The sequence below is a fragment of the Microbispora amethystogenes genome, assembly GCF_016863015.1.
Lineage (GTDB): Bacteria > Actinomycetota > Actinomycetes > Streptosporangiales > Streptosporangiaceae > Microbispora > Microbispora amethystogenes.
Genome location: NZ_BOOB01000024.1, coordinates 83,253 through 106,339 on the forward strand (window position 1 = coordinate 83,253; position 23,087 = coordinate 106,339).

General features: G+C 74.2%; 11 protein-coding genes. 9 read left to right on the plus strand and 2 right to left on the minus strand.

The genetic code is table 11. The features are described from left to right. Positions 1–55: 55 nt before the first annotated feature. Complete coding sequence (locus tag Mam01_RS17335) at positions 56–13,093, minus strand: type I polyketide synthase (RefSeq protein ID WP_204286354.1); 13,038 nt, start codon at positions 13,091–13,093, stop codon at positions 56–58. Continuing rightward, the gene (locus tag Mam01_RS17340; protein WP_204286355.1) at positions 13,090–14,877 is read right to left on the minus strand and encodes a condensation domain-containing protein; all 1,788 of its coding nucleotides are present in this window, start codon (positions 14,875–14,877) and stop codon (positions 13,090–13,092) included. Before Mam01_RS17340 ends, Mam01_RS17335 begins: the two co-directional genes overlap by 4 nt. A 213-nt stretch (positions 14,878–15,090) precedes the next feature. Here Mam01_RS17340 and Mam01_RS17345 point away from each other — a divergent pair, with 213 nt between their 5' ends. From Mam01_RS17345 to Mam01_RS17385, 9 genes are read left to right on the plus strand one after another with little or no spacing between them, the layout of a single operon-like run. Continuing rightward, on the plus strand, positions 15,091–16,038 hold the full coding sequence (locus tag Mam01_RS17345; protein ID WP_204286356.1) for a ketoacyl-ACP synthase III family protein: 948 nt from the start codon (positions 15,091–15,093) through the stop codon (positions 16,036–16,038). Between the two features lie 10 nt (positions 16,039–16,048). Beyond that, the gene (locus tag Mam01_RS17350) at positions 16,049–17,434 is read left to right on the plus strand and encodes a preATP grasp domain-containing protein (RefSeq protein ID WP_204286357.1); all 1,386 of its coding nucleotides are present in this window, start codon (positions 16,049–16,051) and stop codon (positions 17,432–17,434) included. Next, on the plus strand, positions 17,431–18,753 hold the full coding sequence (locus Mam01_RS17355) for a type III PLP-dependent enzyme (protein ID WP_204286358.1): 1,323 nt from the start codon (positions 17,431–17,433) through the stop codon (positions 18,751–18,753). The genes Mam01_RS17350 and Mam01_RS17355 overlap by 4 nt, the downstream gene beginning before the upstream one ends. A 31-nt stretch (positions 18,754–18,784) precedes the next feature. Next, a complete protein-coding gene (locus tag Mam01_RS17360) occupies positions 18,785–19,057 on the plus strand; it encodes an acyl carrier protein (protein ID WP_150937272.1) in 273 nt (90 codons plus the stop codon). 9 nt (positions 19,058–19,066) lie between these two features. Further along, positions 19,067–19,918 carry a hypothetical protein gene (locus tag Mam01_RS17365; protein WP_150937270.1) on the plus strand — a complete coding sequence of 284 codons (852 nt, stop codon included), beginning with the start codon at positions 19,067–19,069 and terminating at the stop codon, positions 19,916–19,918. Beyond that, positions 19,915–20,499 carry a hypothetical protein gene (locus Mam01_RS17370; RefSeq protein ID WP_204286359.1) on the plus strand — a complete coding sequence of 195 codons (585 nt, stop codon included), beginning with the start codon at positions 19,915–19,917 and terminating at the stop codon, positions 20,497–20,499. Before Mam01_RS17365 ends, Mam01_RS17370 begins: the two co-directional genes overlap by 4 nt. Then, a complete protein-coding gene (locus Mam01_RS17375) occupies positions 20,492–21,721 on the plus strand; it encodes an acyl-CoA dehydrogenase family protein (protein ID WP_204286360.1) in 1,230 nt (409 codons plus the stop codon). Before Mam01_RS17370 ends, Mam01_RS17375 begins: the two co-directional genes overlap by 8 nt. Then, the gene (locus tag Mam01_RS17380; protein ID WP_204286361.1) at positions 21,721–22,092 is read left to right on the plus strand and encodes a holo-ACP synthase; all 372 of its coding nucleotides are present in this window, start codon (positions 21,721–21,723) and stop codon (positions 22,090–22,092) included. The genes Mam01_RS17375 and Mam01_RS17380 overlap by 1 nt, the downstream gene beginning before the upstream one ends. 23 nt (positions 22,093–22,115) lie before the next feature. Beyond that, positions 22,116–23,066 carry an ATP-binding cassette domain-containing protein gene (locus tag Mam01_RS17385; RefSeq protein ID WP_239101399.1) on the plus strand — a complete coding sequence of 317 codons (951 nt, stop codon included), beginning with the start codon at positions 22,116–22,118 and terminating at the stop codon, positions 23,064–23,066. The last annotated feature ends 21 nt before the right edge of the window (positions 23,067–23,087 follow it).

Consider the following 23,087-nt stretch of genomic DNA (forward strand, 5'->3'; position numbering starts at 1 on the left):
ATCGGACGTCCTCCCGGCGTCGGACGCGCTGGTGACCTCGGGCGCCGTCGTGCCATCAGGCGCCCGCCGGTTCGCGGTCTCCGGCCAGCCGGTCCCGCAGGTGGTCGACGAGCGCCGCGGGTGTCGGGTGGTCGAAGGCGATGCTGGCGGGCAGGGCCAGCCCGCTGGTGGCCGCGAGGCGGTTGCGCAACTCCACGATCATGAGCGAGTCCAGTCCGAGCTCGAACAGGGTGGCGTTCGGCTCGATCCAGTCCGCGGCGTGACCGCTGACCTCGGCGACCTGCCCGACGACGAGGTCGAGCAGGAGCGCGTCGCGTTCGTCCGGTGAGAGACCGGACGGCGGCAGCGCTGTCATGACATCCGGCGCGGCCGCGGCCTCCGGCGTGGTCATGGTCCCGGTACGCGTCGCCGCGAGGTCCAGATCGGCCGGCACGACCAGCGGCTCCGCCAGGGCGAGCGCGTCGTCGAACAACCCGAGCCCGTCCTCGACGGACAGCGGAGTGATCCCGGCGCGCCGCATCCGCTCCAGGTCGGCGTGACCGAGGCGGCCGCCCATCCCGTCGGACTCCCACAGCCCCCAGGCGAGCGACATCGCGGGGAGCCCGAGCGAGTGGCGGTGACGGGCGAGGGCGTCGAGGAAGCTGTTGGCCGCCGCGTAGTTCGCCTGGCCCGCGGTGCCGAGCACACCCGCCACGGAGGAGAACAGCACGAAGGCGTCCAGGTCGAGCCCGCGGGTGAGCTCGTGGAGGTGCCAGGCGCCGTCGGCCTTCGGCCGCATGACGTCCTCGACCTGCCGCGCGGACATGGCGGTGATCACGGCGTCGTCGAGCACGCCCGCCGCGTGGACGACCGCGCTGAGCGGGTGACTCACCGGGACCCCGGCGAGCAACGCCTCCACGGCGTCGCGGTCGGCGACGTCGCAGGCGACGGCCCTGACCTCCGCTCCGAGGCCGGCCAGATCGGCGACGAGCCGGTGGGCGCCGGCTGCGGCGTCGCCCCGGCGGCTCGCCAGGATCAGGTGGCGTACGCCGTGCTCGGTGACGAGATGGCGGGCGAGCAGCGCGCCGAGGCCACCGGTGCCGCCGGTGACGAGCACCGTGCCGTGGGGATCGATGCGCCGGCCGGTCCGGCCCGTGATCAGGGGGATCTGCACCGGATCCGGCCGATGGAGTATGCCGTCGCGGATGGCGATCTGCGGTGCGCCGGTGGCCACCGCCGCCGCGATCGCGTCCTGGGACGCGGGGGCCCGGTCGACGTCGACGAGCGTGAACCGGCCCGGATTCTCCGCCTGGGCCGAGCGGATCAGGCCCCAGGACGCGGCGTTGGCGAGGTCCTCCACCGGGTCGCCTGGCAGGGCGGCCACCGCGTGCCGGGTGAGAAAGACCAGCCGTACGCCGGCGGGGGCGTCGTCGGAGAGCCACCGCTGCGCGAGTTCCAGCGTGCGGCGGGTCGCGCGGCGAGCAGCGGCGGGCGTGCGGTCGTCCGACGGCAGCGGCACGACCACCGCGGCGGGCGGCGCCCCGTCCGTCGCGACCGCGGCCCACGCGGCGGAAAGATCGCCGTCGGGCACCGTGACGACGGGTCGCGGCTTCTCGTACGGCGGCTCGACGACGGGCCAGGCGACGCGGTACAACGTCCCGCGTCGGCCGGCCGCACGCCCGAGCTGGTCCGGCGCGATGGGCAGCAGATGCAGCGACTCGACGACGACCGCCGGGTGGCCGGTCTCGTCCCACCCGGTGATCGACACCGCTCCCGGGCCGGCGGGTGAGATCCGGATCAGGAGCTCACGCGCGCCGTGCGCGGAGAGGGCGACCCCGTTCCAGATGAACGGGATGCGTGGCCGCCCGGTGTCGTCTCCGGTGCCGGCTCCGCTGCCGTCTCCGGGACCGGCGACCAGGTCGACGAGCCGCTCCGGCGCGCCGTCCAGGCCGAGCCCGTGCATCGTCGCGTCGAGCAGCGCGGGATGCGGGCCGAACAGGCCGGGATGCAGGCGCCGGTCCTCGGGCAGCCGAAGCTGGACGTAGAGGTCGTCGCCGTGCCGGTGGGCGGCGCGGACGCTCTGGAACACCGGACCCCATCCGTAGTGGCCCCGGTCGTTGAACCGCCGGTAGAAGTCGCCGACCTCGATCGGGATGGCGCCGTCGGGGACGCCGGCGGGCCGGTCTGTTCTCGCGGGCCCGCTCGGCGACGACGCGACGCCGCCGGGCCGGGCCGGGCCGAGGACGCCGGTGGCCAGTTGCGACCAGGGACGCCCGCGAGCCTCGGCCTCGCCCCTGCACCGCAGCGAGAACTCCCGTCGCCCGGCCGGACCGGCGGGTCCGGCCCGCAGCTGCAGTTCGACCCTGCCGTCGGGCGGCACGATCAGGGGGGCCTTGTGCGTCAGCTCGACGACCTCCGCGCACCCGACCTGCCGGGCCGTCCACGCGGCGAGTTCCAGGAACGTCACGCCCGGCACGACGACCCGGCCGTGCACCTCGTGGTCCGCGAGCCACGGTTGCGTACGCGCGGACAGCCCGCCGGTGAACAGCATGCCGCCGTCGTCGAGTTCGATCGCCTGGTCGACCAGCGGATGGCGCTCCGCGGCCCGCGAGACACCGGAGGCGTGGCTCCGGCCGGCCGCCGGCAGCCAGAACCGCCGCTGGTCGAAGGCGTATGTCGGAAGATCGACGGGCGTGCCGCGCCCGGCGGGGAGGACGTTCCGCCACACGACGGCCTGGCCCTGACAGTGAGCCTCGGCCAGCGCGGCGATCAGGCCCCGCGCCGTGTGGTGGCCGGGCCGCACGACCGCGATCGGCCCGTCCGGCCGATGCGCTGCGTTCGGCTGGTCGGATGCTGCCGGGTCGTCCTCGGTGAGCGTGCCGGGTGTGTCGGAACCGAGCACGAGGACACGCCCCGCCCCGCTCTCGACGAGCAGCCGAGTGCCCTCCCATGTTCCGGTGGTGGCCTGGCGGGTCCAGTGCCCGGGGTCGGCCAGAGCGTCGGCGGTCACGAACCGCCCGGTCGGGCCGTGGACGATCGGAATGGCGGGCTCACTGAACCGGGTGCGCCCGACGACGGCACGGACCTCGCGCAGCGCCGCGTCCTCGTCGGCCCGCTCGCCGTCCCGTTCCGCGAGCCGGCCCAGGGCCACGGCCAGGGCCGCGGCGTCGGTGAGGGAGAGAGCGCCGGCGACGTACGCGGCGGCCGGCTCGCCGCTCCCGGCACCGAGAACATATTCGGGCGTGACCCCGAAGTATTCGAGCAGCCGGGTGACCGCGACGTCGGCCGCGAACCGGGCCGCGCACGCGTGGGCGGAGCGGCCGTCCCCGAGGGCGCCTTGGGCGGCGCGGAGCACGTCCCGCAGGGGGGTGTCCAGATGGGCGTCCAGCACGCCGCAGACGGCGTCGAACTCCGCGGCGAACACCGGGAACGCCTCGTACAACCCGAGCACGGCACCGATCTGCCCGCCGTCGATCTGCCCGGTGCCATTCAACGTGGTGCCGTTCGGCGTGCTGCCGTTCGGCGTGGTGCTGGTCTGCACGGTGCTGGAGAGCGCATTGCGGACGAACGCGGTGCTGACCAGCCCGGTGCCCTCGGGGTAGAGGAACGCGGTCCGTGCCGCCTTCGCGACGCCCTGCACCACGCTGGTGGTGCTGCCGGGGACGACGGCGGGAGGGTCCTCGCCTCGGGCGAGCCGGTCCAGTGCCTCGGCGAACTCGGCGTGGGTCCGGCCCGTGACGGCGGCCCGGTGCTCGAACGCGTGCCGGGTCGTGACGAGCGCGTGAGCGACGTCGTCGAGGGGGAGTTCCGGGTGACGCCGGGCGAAGTCGCGGAGCCGGGCCGCCTGCGCCCGCAACGCCGTCTCCGTGCGAGCGGAGACGAGCCAGGGCGCCGGCGATGCCGTCTCCGTCCGCACCGAGACGGGCAAGCGCGTCTCCGCTCGGACCGAAGAGACCTCCTGCGTCGGCGTCTCCGTGCGCACCGAGAAGGACTCCAATGCCGGCGTCTCGGTCCGCACTGAGAAGAGCTCCGGCGCCGATGTCTCCACGCGTGCTGGGACGAGCGCCGGTGTCTCCGTACGCGCCCCGGGCATCTGGGACGGCGGATCTCCGTCCGCGGGGTCCGGTGTCTCCTGGGGTGCGGGCTGCTCGATGACGACGTGGGCGTTGGTGCCGCTGATGCCGAACGACGAGACGCCTCCGCGGCGCGGCCTGCCCGTGCCGGGCCAGGCGGTCGGTTCGGTCACCAGGCGAACCGCGCCCGAGGACCAGTCGACGTGCGGGGTGGGCCGGTCGACGTGCGGCGTCTTCGGCAGGAGGCCGTGCCGCATCGCCATGACCAGTTTGATGATCCCGGCCATTCCGGCCGCCGCCTGGGTGTGCCCGATGTTGGCCTTGACCGATCCCAGCAGCAGCGGCGGCCGTGCGTCCCGGTCCTGGCCGTACGCGGCGAGCAGCGCCCCGGCCTCGATGGGGTCGCCGAGCGCGGTGCCGGTGCCGTGCGCCTCCACGACGTCCACCTCGGCCGGGCCGAGCCCCGCGGCGGCGAGCGCCTGCGCGATGACCTGTTCCTGCGCCGGGCCGTTGGGCGCGGTCAGCCCGTTGCTCGCGCCGTCCTGGTTGACGGCGCTGCCGCGCAGGAGGCCGAGGACCCGGTGGCCGTTGCGGGTCGCGTCGGAGAGCCGTTCGAGCAGGAGCATCGCGGCGCCCTCGCTCCAGGCCGTGCCGTCGGCGGCGGCGGCGAACGGCTTGCACCGGCCGTCGGGGGCCAGCCCGCGCTGCCTGCTGAACTCGGTGAACACGGTCGGGGTGGCCATCACCGTGGCGGCGCCGACCAGCGCCATGCCGCACTCCCCGGAGCGGAGCGCCTGGCCGGCGAGGTGGACCGCGACCAGCGACGACGAGCAGGCGGTGTCCACCGTCAGGGCCGGTCCCCGCAGGCCGAGGCCGTACGCGATGCGCCCGGAGTTCACGCTCGCCGCGGTGCCGGTCAGCAGGTGACCGGCGACGTCCTCGGGAACGTGCGTGCCGTCGCCGCCGTACTGGTGCGACGACGCTCCGACGAAGACACCGGTGTCGCTCTCCCGCAGGGCGGCGGGGTCGATCCCGGCGCGCTCCATGACCTCCCAGGCGAGCGTGAGCAACAGCCGCTGCTGCGGGTCCATCGCGACGGCCTCGCGCGGGCTGATGTCGAAGAAGACGGGGTCGAACTCCCCGGCGTCGTCGAGGAAGCCGCCGAGGTTCGTGTACGACGTGCCGGGCCGTTCGCCGTCCGGGTCGTACAGCCGGTCCAGATCCCAGCCCCGGTCGGTGGGGAACTCCGACAGCGCGTCGGCGCCGGACATCAGCAGGTCCCACAGGTCCTCGGGGGAGCGCACGCCCCCCGGATAGCGGCAGGCCATCGCGACGATGGCGATGGGGTCCGCGTCCGGGTCCACCGGCGCGGGCGCGGCGGTGGCGGCCGGGGCCACGACGCGCTCGGGAGCGCCGGTGAGCTGGGCGAACAGGAGGTCGGTGACGGCGACCGGCGTCGGGTGGTCGTACGCCAGGGTGGCGGGGAGCGCCAGGCCCGTGGCGGCGGTGAGCCGTTCCGGCAGTTCGACGGTCATCAGGGAGTCGAATCCGAGGTCGCGGAACGGCCTTCGCGGGTCGACCGCCTCCGCGGACTCGCCGACGATCGCCGCCGTGACCCCCAGCACCACGTCCAGGACCCGGGGCCGCCGCCTGGCGGCCGGCAGGGCGGCGAGCTCCTGCCGCAGCCCCTGGCCGGACGCTCCGGAGGTTCGGCCGGGGGCGTCCACCGGTGCCGTCAGCGCCTCCCGCGCCTCTCGCGCCGCCGGCAGGTCGTCGAGCAGCGGACGGCGACGTGCCGCCGTGAACGGCGGCACGAACCGCTCCCAGGCGATGTCGGCGATGGTCACACAGGTCTCGTCGTCGTCCAGCGCGTACTGCAGCGCGGCCATGGCCTGCTCGGGCGGCAGCGCCTCGACGCCGTGCCGGTGCAGGTGGCGGGCGAACGCGGCGTCCGCGCCCATCCCCGGCCCGGCCCACAGACCCCAGGCGAGGGAGGTCGCGGTGCGGCCACCGGCCCGGCGCCGCTCGGCCAGGGCGTCGAGGAAGGCGTTGGCCGCCGCGTACGCGGCCTGGCCGGTGGTGGCCCACAGGCCGACGCCCGCGATCGAGGAGAACAGCACGAACGCGTCCAGGGCGGTCTCGCCGAACAGATCGTCGAGGTTGGCGGCGCCGGCGGCCTTCGAGCACGCCTCCGCGAGATCGCCCGCGGTGAGGTCCTCGATCGGCACGCGCCGCCCGACCCCCGCCGTGTGGAACACCGACCGGATGGGGCCGTGCTCGGCGGTCACAGCGTCGATCAGGCCGGCCAGCGCAGCGCGGTCGGACACGTCGCAGGAGGCGACGGTGACGGCGGCCCCGAGCGAGGTGAGCTCCGCTTCGAGGGCCTCGGCGCCGGGCGTGGCCCTGCCCCGGCGGCTGACGAGCACCAGGTGCTCCGCGCCGCCCGCGGCCAGCCATCGGGCGACGTGGGCGCCCAGACCACCGGTGCCGCCGGTGATCAGGACCGTCCCGCGCGGGCGCCACGCTTCGCCGGCGGACGCCGGCCGCGGCGCCGTCACCAGCCGGCGCCCGAACAGCCCGGCGGCGCGGATCGCGATCTCCTCCTCGTCGCCCGGCCCGTTCAGGGCCGTACGCAGGAGAGGCGCGGACCGGGTGTCGGCCGGGAGGTCGATGAGCCCACCCCACGAGCGCGGGCGTTCCAGGGCGACGGAGCGGCCGAGCGCCCATATCTGCTCCTGCGCCGGGCTCTCGACCGGGTCCGTGGAGCCGGTGCCGACGGCTCCGCGGGTCAGCAACCACAGCGGCGCGTCGAGCGCGGCGTCGCCGAGGGCCTGCACCAGCGTCAGCGTCGCCGACAGGCCACGCGAGATCTCGGTGTGGCGCGGGTCCGGGCGGTCGTCGAGCGCCAGCAGCGACACCACGCCGCCCACCCCCGCAGAGCTCGCACTCCCAGCTTGGTGACCCGCTGCGCCGTGACCCGCTGCGCCGTGACCCGCTGCGCCGTGACCCGCTGCGCCGTGACCCGCGGTTCCGTCGCCCGCGGTTACGTCACCCAGTGCGGCGCGCAGCCGCGACGCGAGCACGTCCCGGCCGGCGTCGCCGCCCACCTCGGTGATCGTACGGACGTCGGCGCCGCCGTCGGTGAGGGCGCTCGCGCAGGCGGTCACCCATTCGTGCTCCGCGTACCCGGCCGGGACCACCAGGAGCCACACGCCGCGCGGGGCGGGAGCCGCCGTCACGGGGATCGGCCGCCAGGCGACGCGGTAGCGCCGTCCGTCGGCGGCCGCCCGTTCGCGGTGCCGCCGGTGCCAGCCGGACAGGATCGGGACGACCGCGCCCAGTGACGACCGCTCGTCCGCACAGGTGACCCCGAGCGTGTCGGCGACCGCGCCGATGTCCCCGCTGCGTACGGCGGCCCAGAAGCGCGTCTCCATGGGGGCCTCCGTGGACGGCCGCGATCCGGATGCGTCCGGGCCGGGAGTGGCGGTCAGCCAGTAGCGCCGGTGCTGGAAGGGGTACGTGGGCAGCCCGGCGCAGGCGGCCGCCCAACCGGTGTGACCCGAGTGCGTGGGCACGCCCGCGCCGCGAGCACGTGCCCAGGCGACGGCCCGGTCGGCGGTCTCGGCCTCCGGACGCCCGCGCTGCAGGACCGGCATGAACTCCGGTGCCGGGTCGGGCTTGGGCGACAGTGCCGCGAGGGTGGTCCGGGCGAGCGGCGCGAGCACGGCGTCGGGGCTCAGCTCCAGATAGGTGGTGACGCCCTGTTCGGCGAGCCGGTGGACGCCGTCGAGGAAACGCACCCCCTCACGCGCGTGCCGCACCCAGTACGCGGGCGAGCACAGCTCCTCCGGGGTGGCGATCCGGCCGGTGAGGTTCGACACGACGGGGATCGCGGGCGGCCGGAAGGTCAGGGCGGCGGCAACGTCGAGGAGGTCGCCGAGCATGCCGTCCATGTGCGGTGAGTGGAAGGCGTGGCTGACGTTCAGCCGCCGGGTCGCCCAGCCCAGCTCCTCGCAGCGCCGCGCGACGTCGAGCACGGCGTCGGTGTCGCCGGAGACGACGACCGCGGCCGGGCCGTTCACGGCCGCCACGCCGACGCTCTCCTCGTGCCCGCTGAGCAGCGGGCGTACGGCGTCCTCGGCGGCGCGGATCGACACCATCGCGCCGCCCCGCGGCAGTTCCTGCATCAGCCGCCCCCGGGCGGTGACCAGCGTCGCGGCGTCGGCCATCGACAGTACGCCCGCGACGTGCGCGGCGGTGAGCTCGCCGATCGAGTGGCCGATGAGATAGTCCGGCGTGATGCCGCGCTCCCGTGCCAGCGCGTACAACGCGGTCTCCAGGGCGAACAGCGCGGGCTGGGTGTAGCCGGTCTGGCCGAGCAGCTCCGCCTCGGGCGACCCGGCGGGCGCCCACATGACGTCGCGCAGCGGCCGTTCCAGGTGGGGGTCGAGATGCGCACAGGCCTCGTCGAGCGCGGCCGCGAAGACCTCGGACGCCTCGTACAGCTCACGGCCCATGCCGGGTCGCTGGCTGCCCTGCCCCGCGAACAGGAAGGCGGTCCTCCCGGCCCCGCCCGTCGCACGCAGCACGCCGGGCGCGGCCTCGCCGGCGGCGACCGCGCCGAGGCCGGACAGCAGAGCCGGCCGGCTCGCCGCCGTGATCACGGCCCGGTGCTCGAACACCGTACGGCCCGCCGCGAGGGCCGCCGCGACGGTGTTCGCGTCGAGGCCGGGGCGGGCGGCGACGTAGTCCCTCAGCCGCTGCGCCTGCGCCCGCAGGGCCGGCTCGGTCTTGGCCGAGATCAGCCACTGTGTGGGTGATCCGTCGTCCGCGTGGGAGGCCTCCGGCGAGTCGGCGGCCGGGGCCTGCTCCAGGATGAGGTGCGCGTTGGTGCCGCTGATGCCGAAGGACGACACCGCCGCACGGCGCGGACGGCCGGCGTCCGGCCAGCCGGTCGCCTCGGTCAGGAGGCGTACGGCGCCGGAGGACCAGTCCACCCGGGGGGTGGGCCGGTCGACGTGCAGGGTTCTCGGCAGGACGCCCGCGCCCATGGCCATGACCATCTTGATGAGCCCGGCGGCGCCGGCGGCGGCCTGGGAGTGACCGATGTTCGACTTCACCGAGCCGAGCAGCAACGGACGGTCGGCGGGCCGCTCCCGGCCGTAGGTGGCCAGCAGCGCCTCGGCCTCGATCGGGTCGCCGAGCGAGGTGCCGGTGCCGTGCGCCTCGACGGCGTCCACGTCCGCGGGCCCGAGCCCGGCGGCGGCCATGGCGGCCCGGATCACCCGCCGCTGCGCGGAGCCGCTGGGCGCGGTCAGCCCGTTGCTGGCGCCGTCCTGGTTGACCGCGCTGCCGCGGACCAGCGCCAGGACGGGGTGGCCGTTGCGCCGCGCGTCGGACAGCCGTTCGAGCACCAGCAGCGCCGCGCCCTCGCCCCAGCTCGTGCCGTCCGCCGCGGCGGCGAACGGCTTGCACAGGCCGTCGGCGGCGAGGCCGCGCTGCCGTCCGAACTCGGTGTACATCGTGGGAGAGGCCATCACGGTCACGCCGCCGGCCAGGGCCAGGCCGCACTCGCGGAGCCGCAGCGCCTGGCAGGCCATGTGCACGGCGACCAGCGACGACGAGCAGGCGGTGTCGACGGTTACGGCGGGGCCGCCGAGGCCGAGGGTGTAGGCGATCCGGCCGGAGATGACGCTGCCCGTGCCGCCGGTCATGAGGTAGCCCTTGAGCTCGTCGGGTCCCTCGTGCCCGCGCGGGCCGTACTCCTGCGGGATCGCGCCGACGTAGACGCCGGTGTCGCCGCCCGCGAGCGTCGCGGCGGGGATCCCGGCCCGTTCCAGGGCCTCCCAGGTGACTTCGAGCATCAGCCGTTGCTGCGGGTCCATGGCCAGCGCCTCGCGCGGCGAGATGCCGAAGAAGTCGGCGTCGAAGCCCGCCGCGTCGGCCAGGAAGCCGCCGACGGCGGGGACCTCCCAGCCGCGATCGGCGGGTACGTCGGACACCGCGCAGACGTCGGACTCCACCAGCCGCCACAGGTCCTCGGGCGACCGTACGCCGCCGGGGTACCGGCAGGCCATCGCCACCACGGCGATCGGATCATCGGCCCCGGCGTCGTCGTCGGCTGTCGCAGCGGTCGTCGCGGTGGTCACCGGGTCGCTCGCCGATTCGCCCTCCTGGCCGAACGCCTCGGCGATCAGGTGCTCGGCGACGGCGACCGGCGTCGGATGGTCGTAGACCAGCGTCTCGGGCAGCCGCAGCCCGGTCACGACGCTCAAGCGCCGGCTCAGCTCGACGCCGGTGACGGAGTCGAAGCCGAGGTCGCCGAACGTCTGCCGCATGCCGACGGCATCCGGGGTGGCGTGGCCGAGGAGGTCGGCGACCTGCTCGCGCACCAGCGTGACCGCCGCCAGACGCCGTTCCGCCTCCGGCACCCCGGCCGTCCCGCGCCGCCACGCGGCGTCGTCGTCCGACGTCACGGCCACTGCGAGGGAATGGACCGGAGCGGGGGTGGGGGCCGGCTCCGACCCCCCGGCGGCGATCGGGGCGATCCAGTGCGACGTGCGCTGGAAGGCGTAGGTCGGCAGGTCGACCAGAGCCGCCTCGTCCCCGATCACGGCAGCCCAGTCGACATCGGCCCCATGCACGTAAGCCAGGGCCATCGAACGCAGCACCCCGAAATGGTCCGGCCCGGCAGCAAGGACGGTGTCTTTCGCGCCGGTGAGTACGGGTCTCGTCGCGAACTCGACGAAGACCCGGTGGCCCTCGTGAGCCAGGGCGTCGACGAGAGAACCGAGCCGGTCAGAAGCGCCGGCAGGCGCGGCGCCAAGGGTGGCGGCATCAGCGACGTCGACGGCGGCCCGGTCGAGCCTGCCGCCCGTACGTGTAGAGAGGCAGGGGATCCCGACGGCGTCCGGCGCTGTCGAGGCGGGCACGTCCGCGTCCGGCACCGGCGGTTCGGGCACGTCGGACGGGCCGGCCGGATGGAGACGTGCGGCGCCGGTGCGGGTGATCAGGTCGGCGCCTTCGGCGAGGGTCAGGAGACCGGCCGCGCAGGCGGCGGCGATCTCACCGTCGAGGTGGCCGACGACCGCGCCGGGCCTTACGCCGAAGGACCGCAAGGTCGCGGCGAACGCCACCGCGACGGCCCAGGACACGGGCCGGGCGACCTCCGGAGCGTCGGAGGCGGGCGCTCCGGGTGCGCCGCGCAAGATGTCGAGCGGTGACCAGCCGGTGCACCGCTCGATCTCGGTCGCGCACGTCTCCAGGTGGCGGCGGAACGTCCGCCCGGGAGGGGTGGCCGAGTCCAGCAGCCCGGCCGCCGCGGCGAGGTGGCCGGGGACGTCCTCGGGTGTCCCCGGGTACACGAGGACCACCGTGCCCTCGTCGTCGGCGCCGCCGCGCAGGAGGTTGCCGGCGAGGTCGCCCTGTTCCGCCGCCGCGAGACCCGTCAGGAACTCCGAGCGATCGGCGGCCAGGACGACGGCGCGCTCCCGCAGGGAGGCCCGCGTCACGGCGAGCGAGCGCGCCACGTCCGCCGTCCCCGGCCGGGGGTCGGCCTCGGCGAACTCGCGGAGGCGTCCGGCCTGGGCTCGCAGGGCCTGACCGGTCTTCGCGGACAGCACCCACGGCAGCAGCAGGTCACCGGTGGCGGCGGCCCGCGCCACCGGGAGCTCCGCCGGGCGCATCGCCGGGGGTTCCGCCGGGCGAACGGCCGAGGACTCTTCTGCACGCACGGCCGAGGGTTCTGCCAGGCGCATCGCTGGGCTCTCTGCCGGGCGCATGGCTGGGGGTTCGCCGAGTACGACGTGACAGTTGGTGCCGCCGACGCCGAAGGAGGAGACGCCCGCCACCAGCGGCCGGTCGGGCCTCGGCCAGGGGGACAGCTCGGTCTGGACCCGCAGGCCCAGCCGGTCCAGCGGGATCTCCGGGTTGGGCGTGACGAAGTTCAGGCTGGGCGGGAGCTCTCGATGGGCGAGGCTGAGGGCCACCTTGAGCAGGCCCACGATTCCCGCCGCACCTTCCAGGTGTCCCACGTTGGTCTTGGCGGAGCCGACAGCGAGCCGGTCGCCGTCCGGCCGTCCCGCGCCCAGGGACGCGCCGAGCGAGGCCGCCTCGATCGGGTCGCCGACCCGGGTGCCGGTGCCGTGCAGCTCGACGTACTGGACCTCGTCCCGGCCGACGCCCGCGCGGCGCGTCGCCAGCTCGATCACCCGCTCCTGCGCCGCGCGGCTCGGAACGGTGAGCATGCCGGTGTTTCCGTCGTTGTTGACGGCGCTGCCGAGGATCACGCAGTGGATCCGGTCCCCGTCGGCCTGGGCGCGGCGCAGCGGTTTGAGCACGACGGCCGCGGCGCCCTCGCCGCGGACGTATCCGTTGGCGCGGGCGTCGAAGGTGAAGCAGCGGTGGTCGGGCGACAGCCCGCCGAACCGCTCCGCGCCGACGGTGCTCTCGGGCACGATGTTCAGGTTGACCCCGCCCACGACGGCCAGCTCCGCCTCCCCGTTCTGGAGGCTCTCGCAGGCGAGGTGCACGGCCAGCAGCGACGACGACTGGCCGCTGTCCACGGCGAAGCTCGGGCCGCGCAGGCCGAGGTGATAGGAGATCCGGTTGGCGATGACGCCGCGGTTGGAGCCGGTCAGGGTGTGCCGGGTGATCCCCTGCGGCCCGTTGCGGTGGAGCACCGTGCCGTAGTCGCCGGACATTGTGCCGACGAACACGCCGACGTGACGGTCCCTGATCGAGGTCGGCGCGATCCGGGCGTTCTCCAGCGCCTCCCAGGCGAGCTCCAGCATGAGCCGCTGCTGGGGGTCCATGACGGCGGCCTCGTTCGGCGAGATCCCGAAGAACTCGGCGTCGAACTCGTCGATCCGGTCGAGGAACCCGCCGGGCCGGTGCCCCGGCCCGGTCTCCGGCCGTCCGGGCGGCGGATCGGTGATCGCGTCCGTGCCCGTCCGCAGCAGCCGCCAGAATCCGTCCGGGTCGGGCGCCTGCGGAAGCCTGCAGGCCAGGCCGAGTACGGCGATCGGCTCGGCGTGGCTCATCGCTGCGCCTCCCGGCCGTCGCCCTCGGCGAGCACGGGCTGGCGGCGCCAGGCGGCCGGGTCGCCGGTGTCTTCGGGAGCGCGGGCACAGATCACGTACCGGCCGGGCGCCATCGCGGAGTAGCGGCCGTTCAGCAGGCCCAGGCAGGCGCGGTGGGCCTCCCGGGGCGTACGGACCGGGCCGCCCGAGGCGACGTAGGCGGTCAGGACCGGCCGGCCGTCGTCGCCCCGCTCGGCGAACACCCGGGCCGGCGCCTGCACGGCTTCGTCGACCACCGCCTGCACCTCCGGCAGTTCGATCCAGCAGTTGTCCACCCGCAGCCACTCCGGGCCGCGGACGACCGGCGTCAGCCCGGTGATCTCGGTCATCCGGCGGAGATCGACGTCGCCGGTGGCGGCCGCGGCGAGCAGCCGGTCGATCCCGAGCAGCAGCGACTCGATCTCGGCCGCGGGGATCAGGTCGGCGTGGCCGGTGGTCAGGCCGAGCAGCGGTTCGCCGTCGGAGTCGATGACCCGCATCAGAAGCAGCACCCGGAAGTACGGCGGGATGTGCCAGCGCAGAGCGGTCCGGGAGAGCGCCTCCTGTGCCGCCTCCGGCGGCCCGGCCGGCCGCACCTCGCCGTCGAAGAAGATGTTGATGTTGGACGCGCAGTCCCGCTGGAACAGCGTGCCCCGGCGGTCGCCGATCTCCTCCTGGAGTTCCTGGAGCAGCCTGACCTCGTACAGCCCGTGCATGGCGGCCCGGAGCGTCGCGCCGCCGGTCCGCCGGACCAACTCGTCGAAGCTGGTGGTCCCGGCGTCGACGGCGAGCAGGCTGTCCTGCGCCAGGGTGCCGACGTAGTCGTGCATCTCCCTGCCGATCCGGTTGTTCGCCAGCGAGGCGAAGACCAGGTCGGAGACGCCGGTGCGCCAGGAGAGCACCGCGCAGAACGCGGCCGACAGGACCATGGGCAGCGTGGTCTGCGTACGCGCCGCGATGTGCGGCAGGGCGAGCCGCAGCGCCGGGGAGTCGAGCCAGCAGCCGAGCGGCTGCCCCTCGCCGCCGGAGGCCGGCACCACGTAGTCGTGGTGGAGCTCGCGCTCGTCGCCGCCGGTCGGCCGAGGCATCGCGCACAGGCTCTGCGGCATCCGTGACGTGAGCTGCCGCCAGTAGCGGAGCGACGCCTCGGCGCGGCGCCGGCCGCGGGCGGAGTGCTCGACGGCCGCCTGGTCGGCGGGCTGGTGCGTGAGGGGCCCGGCGTGGCGCTCGTCCGGGTTGTCGATCAGATGCGTGAACTGTCGGACGACCACAGCGAGGCTCTCGCAGTCGACCGCCAGGTGGCTGCACGCGATGAGCACCACCCGGATGGCGCCGTCGTGCATGGCGACGGCCGCCCGGAAGAGCGAGTCCGCCACGTCGTCCACGGGCGCGGCCTGGAGCGCCGCGATGAGGTCGGTGACCTCCTCGTGGGCGACGGGCGAGCCGGCGGCGGCGTCGGTCTCGTACACGTCGACGGCCACCTGACCGGAGCCCGACACGACCTGGCGCCGCTCGTCGCCGGTGACGAAGGAGGTCCGCAGCGACTCGTGGCGCTCGACCAGCACCGCGAGGGTGTCGGTCACGTCGCGGAGGGTGGTGCCGTCCGGCACCGTCACCGCCCACTCCATCATCCGGTAGAGCCCCGCCCGGGTGTCGTCGCCGAGCCATTCGAGGGTGTTGATCTGCCCGAGCGTCAGCGGCGCCTCCACCGCGCGTCCCCCGGCGAATTTCACGTGAATGCGTTCGGTGAATACCAGGCCACCCATGCCGCCTCCTGAACACTCAGCGCTCGGGGGATCAATGAATTTCACACGGAGGGTATTCACCCGGCGGCCGGCGGCCTATTGGGGAAATCTCCACATCTCTCGCGCCACCGGGCCGGCGGGCGATGGTAGGGAAAACCCCAATATCCATCGGGGACGGCTCGGCCTAGCGTGTGCCTCGTTTGAATCCGATGCACGCATCTGGAGGCACGTGTCATGCCCACCGCCCCCGTCCCGGCCATTGAGGCGGTGCAGGGTTTCGTACCGCGCCGGTCGGTCGCCATCGAGGAGGTGGCCGACCGGATGGGGATCAACCGGCACCAGCTCCGGCTGTTCCAGCGTGTCCACGGCCTGGCACGGCTGCCCATGGACCCCGACCTCGACCTGCTCGACCTGCTGAGCACGCCGGCCCGGGCGCTCGTCCCCACCGCGGCCGACCGGGATCGCATCCGCTACCTGATCTACGCGCACACCGCCCCGGACGTCGCTCCCGCGCACGTCAGCACCGCCCAGGAGCTCTGCCGCAGGCTCGACCTGCCCAAGGCCGAGGCGTTCGCGGTCACCCAGCAGAACTGCGCGAGCGGGCTCGCCGCCGTCGACGTCGCCGTACAGCTTCTGTCGGCGGACGGCGACACGGAGGCGCGCGCCCTCGTCGTGACCGGTGAGAAACCGACCTCGCGGATCTTCTCGGTGATCGCCAACACGACGCTGATGGGGGAGGGGTCGGCCGCCTGCCTGGTCGGCGTCGGCGGCGCGGGCCGGCGCATCCGCTCGTACGCGGTGCGGACGCGCGGTGAGTTCGCGCAGCTTTACCGGCCGCAGCCCGACGTGCTCGCGGATTTCTTCACCTCCTACACGCCGACCGTTGTCGGGATTCTCCGCCAGGCCGTTCACGAGGCGGGTCTGCGGCCGGAGGAGATAACGATGATCGTGCCGCACAACGTGAACAACTCGTCGTGGCGGAGCGTAATCCGGGAACTGGGTTTCGGGGTCGAGCGAATTTATCTCGACAACGTTCCCCGGCTCGGCCACTGTTTCGGATCGGACCCATTCATCAATCTCGCCAGCATGCGTGACGAGGGCCGGCTGCGCGACGACGGCGTCTACCTGCTCGCCGCCGTCGGCCTGGGCGCGACGTACGCCGCGATGGTGATCGGCGGATAGGGGCAACGCTGTGACACGTGAGAGCACCGACTACCTGCGGCGGCTGAAGACCGCGCTGACCGGGGATCCGGCCACGCCGCTGGCCTTCCTGTGCAACTTCGAGGTGGAGACCCAGTGGGCGCGGCACCACGTCGGGCTGCCCGCTCCGGCGGCGGCGCCGATGGAGGTGGTCCTGCGGATGGAGGAGCTCGGCCTCCTGCTCGCCGGGCCCGGCGACGTCATCCTCGTTAAGAACGCGCCCGACCAGGGATATCTCCGCTACCTCGGCGAGGATCTCGGGATCGGCCTCCCGGCCGTGCTCGTGCCGGAGACGACGACCCCGGACAGGTCGACCGCGGAGGACCTGCTGAGCTCGCCGCAGGCGCTCGACCGGCTGAGCGCCCTCGGCCGCCGGGGCGCCCGGCTCATCCCGATGGGGACCTCGGAGTTCGAGGAGAAGCTCGCGGTCTCCGCCCAGGTGCCGCTGGCCGTGCCGGACGCCGCGACGTTCGAGCGGGTGAACAGCAAGATCTACAGCCGGCGCGTCACCGAGGAGCTCGGGCTGCCCCCGGTGCCCGGGTGGTGCTGCGAGACGCTCGGCGAGCTGCGGCACGCGCTCGCCCAGGCCGCCGGCCTCCCGGGACCGATGGTGGTCAAGGACGCGTACGGCGTCTCCGGCAAGGGGCTCGTGGTGCTCGACACCGCGGCGAAGGCCGACCGGCTGGTGCGTCTTCTGGAGCGGCGCGCGGCCCGCACCGGCCACGACCGTGTCGCGCTGGTGGTCGAGCACTGGATCCCCAAGCGCGCCGACCTCAACTACCAGATCACCATCGACCGCCGCGGCGGCGTGCGGCTCGACTTCGTCAAGCAGGCGCTGACCGAGCGCGGCGTCCACCAGGGACACCTCATGCCCGCCGAGCTGAGCGACGACCAGCACGCGCTGCTGCGCCGCGCCGCCGAGGAGGTGGGCGGCCGGCTGGCCGCCGACGGGTTCTTCGGGGTGGCGGGCATCGACGCCATCGTCGCGGACGACGAGCGGGTCTACCCCGTCCTGGAGATTAACGCCAGGTTCAACATGTCGACCTACCAGGGTGGTCTGACCGAGCGCTTCCTCGCCCCCGGTCACGTCGCCCTCGCCCGGCACTATCCGGTGCGGTCCGCGGCGCCGCTCGTCTTCGACGACCTGCGCCGGGTCCTCGGCCCGCTGCTGTTCCCGGCGTCCGGCGGCCGGATGATCGTCACCTGCTTCGGCACGGTGAACACCGGCGCCGGCAACACCGGCACCGGTGACGGCACGCCGCACCAGGGCCGGCTCTACACCCTGCTCACCGCTCCTGACCACGACCGGCTGACCGCGCTCGACGGGGCCGTACGGGCCGCGCTCGCCGGCGTGATCCAGCCCAGGGAGAACTCATGACCGACGCGTACGCCGTGCAGGGCATTCCGATCGCCGATCTCGCCGAGCGGTTCGGCACGCCCCTGTACATCTACGACGCCGATGTGCTGGCCGACTCCTACACGGAGCTCCGGCGGCGCCTCCACCCCGCCGTCGACATCTTCTACTCGGCCAAGGCCAACCCGAACGTCAGCGTCTGCTCCGTCATGCGGTCGCTCGGCGCCGGCCTCGAGGTGTCCTCGATGGCGGAGCTCGCCACGGCGCGGTGGGCCGGCGCGGCGCCCGACGACGTCATCTTCCTCGGGCCGGGCAAGTCCGAGGGCGAACTGGGAGCCTGCCTGGAGGGCGGGATCGCGGCCGTCGTCTGCGAGTCGCTCGAGGAGCTGGCCGCGCTCGACCGGCTCAGCGGGCCGGGGACCCGCGCCCTGCTGCGGGTCAACCCGGCGTTCACCACCAAGGGCGCCCGCCTGTCGATGGGCGGCAAGCCCCGGCAGTTCGGCATCGACCACGAACTGCTGCTGGAGAGCGCGTCGTCGCTGCGCGCGCTGCGCAACGTGCGCGTCACCGGGATCCACGCCTACATGGGCACCCGCATCCTCGACGAGGACGGCGTCGTCCAGAACACCGCCGGCATCCTCGCCGCGGCGCGCGAGCTGAGCGCGACGCTCGGCTTCCCGCTCGAGACCGTCGACATCGGCGGGGGTCTCGGCATCGCGTACTTCGAGAACGAGAAGGACCTCGATCTCGACCGGCTGACCGAGGGGGTCAACGCGGTCGTCGGGGAGTTCGCGGCGGAACACCCGGGCTGCCGGGTGATCATGGAGCTCGGCCGCTACCTCGCGGGCCGCTGCGGCACGTACGTCGTCCGGGCGCGGTACGTGAAGCAGTCGAAGGGGGAGTGGTTCGTCGTCACCGACGGCGGGATGAACCACCACATGGCCGCCGTCGGGGTGGGCAGCTTCGTCAAGCGCAACTTCCCCATCCGGTCGATCGACCGCTCCGGGGAGCTCGCCGACCGCCGCTACACCATCACCGGCCCGCTCTGCACCCCCGACGACGTGCTCGGCCGCAAGGTGGCCCTGCCGGAGGTGCGGCCCGGCGACCTGATCGGGGTCGAGCGCTCGGGCGCGTACGGTCCCACGTCGTCCCCGGTGCTGTTCCTCAGCCACGGATACCCGGCGGAGGTCCTCGTCTCCGGCGGCACCGCGCATCTCGTCCGGCACCGCGACACCGTCGAGGACCTGCTCGGCAGGCAGATCCTCGTCGACCGGCCGAGCCCGGCCGTCCAGCCGGCCGATCAGCCGGCCGCCCACCCCGTAGCGCAGCCTGTCGCGCAGTGAACAGTTCCACATCGAGAAGGGAAAACGGGTAATGAACCGATCCGAGATCGTGACAGCCGTCGTCCGGGCCGTCGGCGAGGTGCTCCAGCGGGACGTGCCCGGCGTGACGGAGGACACCCGGCTGTTCGACGACCTCCAGCTCGACTCCACGTCGATCCTCGAACTGCTCATGGCGGTCGAGGACACGATGGACGTCGAGATCGACCCCGAGGGTCTCGACATGGACAGCTTCCGCACCATCGGCACCCTGGCCGACTACCTCCAGGGGCTCGTGGACCTGGTCCCCACCGGCAACGCCGGCTGACGCACGGCCATGGCCCTGTCACTGGAGACCGCGGTCGCCTACGTGCCGCACGCCACCCGTCCGTGCCACTTCGAACCCGACATCGCCGAGTTCAACGAGGGCGTGCTCGCTCCGTACGGGATGCGTTTCGACACGTCGTTCGCGGCGGGCGGGAGCAACGCGACCTTCCTGGAGCTCGCCGAGGGGGTGCTGCGGGCGGCCCCCGGCCCGCTGCCCGGCCCGGACCTGCTGATCGTCGCGTACGCGCTGCCCGATCCGCACGCGCCGGAGAAGACACTGGCGGCGCACCTCGGTCACGTGCTCGGTGACCGGTCCATGAGTTTCGCGGTCTCCGAGCAGGGGCTCGGCGCGCCGTTCACGGCGCTGCGGATCGCCGGCGCCTATCTGCGGTCGGGCCGCTGCCACAGCGCCGCCGTGGTGGTCGTCGAGCAGACGACGTACCCCTACCCGGAGCCGTTCGTCCAGGACGGCGACCTGGTGGACTCGGCGGTGCTGCTGGTGCTCGGCGCCGCGGGCGGCTGGGAGCTCGCCGGGCTCGCCTCGGCGGGGCCGGGCCGGGACCTCGCCGTCCTGCTCGACGAGCCGCCCGGGCTGCCGGAGGGGTCCGATCCCGGGGAGCGGCTGGTGGTGACCGGTTCGTGGGCCGAGGCCGCCGACACGGGACCGGCCGGGCCGAAGGCCCACCAGGCACCGCCCGGCTCCTACTGCACCGGGGTCTGGCTGGAGTTCGCCAGGCACCACGCCGAATGGGGCGCCGCCTACCGGACGGTCGTGCTCGGCGACACCGATCCGCGCACCGGGATCAGCCACGTCGCCACGTTCACCCGCCGCGAGGCCGTCACCGGGGGAGAGCGCCGATGACCACAGCCGTTCTCGGGAGTTACCCGTCCCTGCTCGACGCCCTGCACGCCGACGTGACGTCCGGCGGGTTCGTCGCGTCGCCGTCCGGACACGTCCTCGCCTCGGCGGAGGCGCTCGGCGTGGCCGGGGCGGGGCGGTTCGGCCGCTTCGGGCTCGCGTGCGTGCCCGCGTCCGCCGGCAGCGCCCGCGACGACGCGACGGCCGCCCGGTTCGCCGAGGGGCTGCTCGCGCTGCAGCACACGGTGCTCCGCCGCACGCTGGCGCACACGATCACCCGCCTGGGCGAACGGGTCAGCGAGGGCACCAGCCTGCTTTCTCGGCCCCAGCTCCAGGCCGACCTGGCCGACGTCGCGATGGAGTTGCAGGAGGAGGCGGCGGAGCCGGAGGAGGAGGCCGGCCGCGACGTCCGCTGGGCCCGCCACCAGCGCCTGACCTGCACCGGCCGGGTCCTGCTCCGCCTCCTCGGCGGTTACAGCATGCTCGCCGAGGGGCCCGGCGCCGACCTCTACCTGGCCGAGGTGGCGGGCAACGTCTACCTCCAGCCCGGCCCGGACCACCGCGTGGAGGACCACCATGCCTGAGAGCGCGACGTACGCCCTGGACACGCGCGGAGAGCGGATGGACGCGCTCGAACAGTACTTCCGGGAGGCCGCGCGGGAGCTGCGCGAACCGGGCCTGGCGCTCGACGCCGACCCGGACGCCGTCCACCGGTTCCTCCACCTGCCCGCCGTACGGCTCCAGCAGCACATGCTCACCCCGGCGCGGTACGCCCGGCACGACGACGTCCTGCCGTCCTTCGTACCCGCGGAGGCCTCCTGCGCCGAGTGGATCCTCGCCGCGGAGTGGCTCGCGTACGGCGATCCGGGCATGACGCTGGCCAGCCCGGGGCCCGCCCTGTCGACGGTGGTCCTGCGGGCCCTCGCCGACGAGGCGCAGCAGGACTGGTTCTTCGGCCGGACCTCCGACTGGCCCACCTGGGCCTTCTTCGCGCTGACCGAACCGGAGAAGGGCTCGGCGGCGACCGAGCTCACGGCCCGCCTCGACGCCGACCCCTCGGGCGAGGGCTGGGTGCTGAGCGGCGAGAAGATGTACATCGGCAACGGCGCGCACGCGCGGGTCGGCGTGGTGTTCTGCCGCCGGGCCACGGGACCGTGGGGCATCGAGGCCGTCATGGTGGACACCGGCGACCCCGGCTTCCACGCCGAGACGCTCCCGATCATCGGGCTCCGCGGCGCGCGGATCAGCCGGTTGCGCTTCGACGGGATGCGCATCCCGCCCGAGCGGGTGCTCGGCCGTCACCGGCCGCGCAGCCGGCGCGGGCTGCAGGGAGCGCTGCAGGCGATGCTGTGGTTCCGGCCCAGCGTCGCCGCGTTCGCCCTGGGCGTCGGCCGGGCGGCCTGCGACTACGTGCTGGAGCAGCGCCCCGCGCTCGCGGGCGCCGGCCGCGCCGAGGTCGACGGCATGATCGACCGGCTGAACCGGCTGCGCCGCCTCCTCCGCGACGTCGCGGCGGAGATCGACGCCGGTTCGCCCAACACCTTCCGGGTCAGCGGCGTCAAGATGCGCGCCGCCCGCCTCGCCGAGGACGCCACCCTGCTGGCCGCCCGGCTGCTCGGCCCGGCGTCGCTGGTCGAGCACCCCTGGCTGGACAAGGCGTACCGGGACGTGCGGGCCTTCGAGTTCATGGAGGGCACCGGCAACATCCACCGCCGCGGCGTCTTCCAGGGGCTGCTGCGAGACGACTATTTCACATCGCGAGACCGGGACGTCCGCCCCGGCCGTGTGGCCGAAGGGGTGGTCTGATGCGTGTCGGTGTCGACCTGATGTCCATCGGCGAGCTGGAGCGGCTGCGCGCGCGCCGCTGGTTCGACGACTACGCGTTCGCCCCCGTCGAGCTCGCGGCGGCCGAGGGCCTGTCGGAGGAGCGCGGCAGAGAGTTCCTGGCCGGCCGGTTCGCCGCCAAGGAGGCCGTGCTCAAGGTGTTCCGGATGGGCCTGTTCCAGGGCGTCGCGCCGCGCGAGATCGTGGTCGCCCGCGCCTCCTCCGGAGCCCCCGAGGTCACGCTGGAGGGCGCCGCCCGCACGGCCGCCGACGCCGCCGGGGTCCGGGGCGTCGACGTCTCGATCACACACAAGGGTGACCTGGTCGTCGCGGTCGCGGCGGCCTGGTCATGAGCACATCAGGAGCGGCCGTGCCCATCATCCAGGCCACCGGGCTGACCCACACGTTCACCGTCGGAGGCAGGACGGTCGAGGCCGTCCGGGGCGTCGACTTCGAGGTCAGTCCCGGCGAGATCATCGGATTCCTCGGGCCGAACGGCGCCGGGAAGACCACCACCCTGCGCATCCTGACGACGATGCTCAAGCCCACCTCGGGCCGGGCGACCGTCGCCGGCGTCGACGTGGACGCCGACCCCGCCGGCGTCCGCCGCCGCATCGGCTACGTGGCGCAGGCCGGCGGCACCGACGGCAACTGCCGGGTGGCCGAGGAACTGATCCTGCAGGCGCGGCTCTACGGGATCGGCAAGCGGGACGCGGAGCGGCGCGCCGCCGAACTGTGCGAGCGTCTCGACCTGACCGGCCTCGCGGACCGGCCGATCCGTACGCTGTCGGGCGGCCAGCGGCGGCGCACCGACATCGCCCTCGGGCTCGTCCACGAACCGCAGCTGGTCTTCCTGGACGAGCCGTCCGTGGGGCTGGACCCGCAGAGCCGCAGCGATCTGTGGACGCACATCCGCCGCCTGCGCGACGAGCTCGGCACCACGGTCTTCCTGACCACGCACTACCTCGACGAGGCCGACACGCTGTGCGACCGGATCCTGGTGATGAACCACGGGCGGGTCATCGCGGAGGGCACCCCCGACGCCCTCAAGCGCCGGATCTCCGGCGACGTGGTCAGCCTGACCCTCGGCGGCGACGCCGACCGCGCGAAGGCGGTGCTCGCCGAGTGCCCCGGCCTGGACGAGATCGCCGTCTCCGGGCAGACCGTACGGCTGACCGCGCGCGGCGGCGAGCAGGCGCTCGTCTGGCTGATGCGCGCGGCGGACCAGGCCGACCTCGACCTTCGGTCCGTCAACATCGCCCGGCCGACGCTGGACGACGTCTTCCTCGCCCTGACCGGATCCTCGCTGAACGAGAACCACTCGTGATCCCGGCGCGGCGGCGGCCCC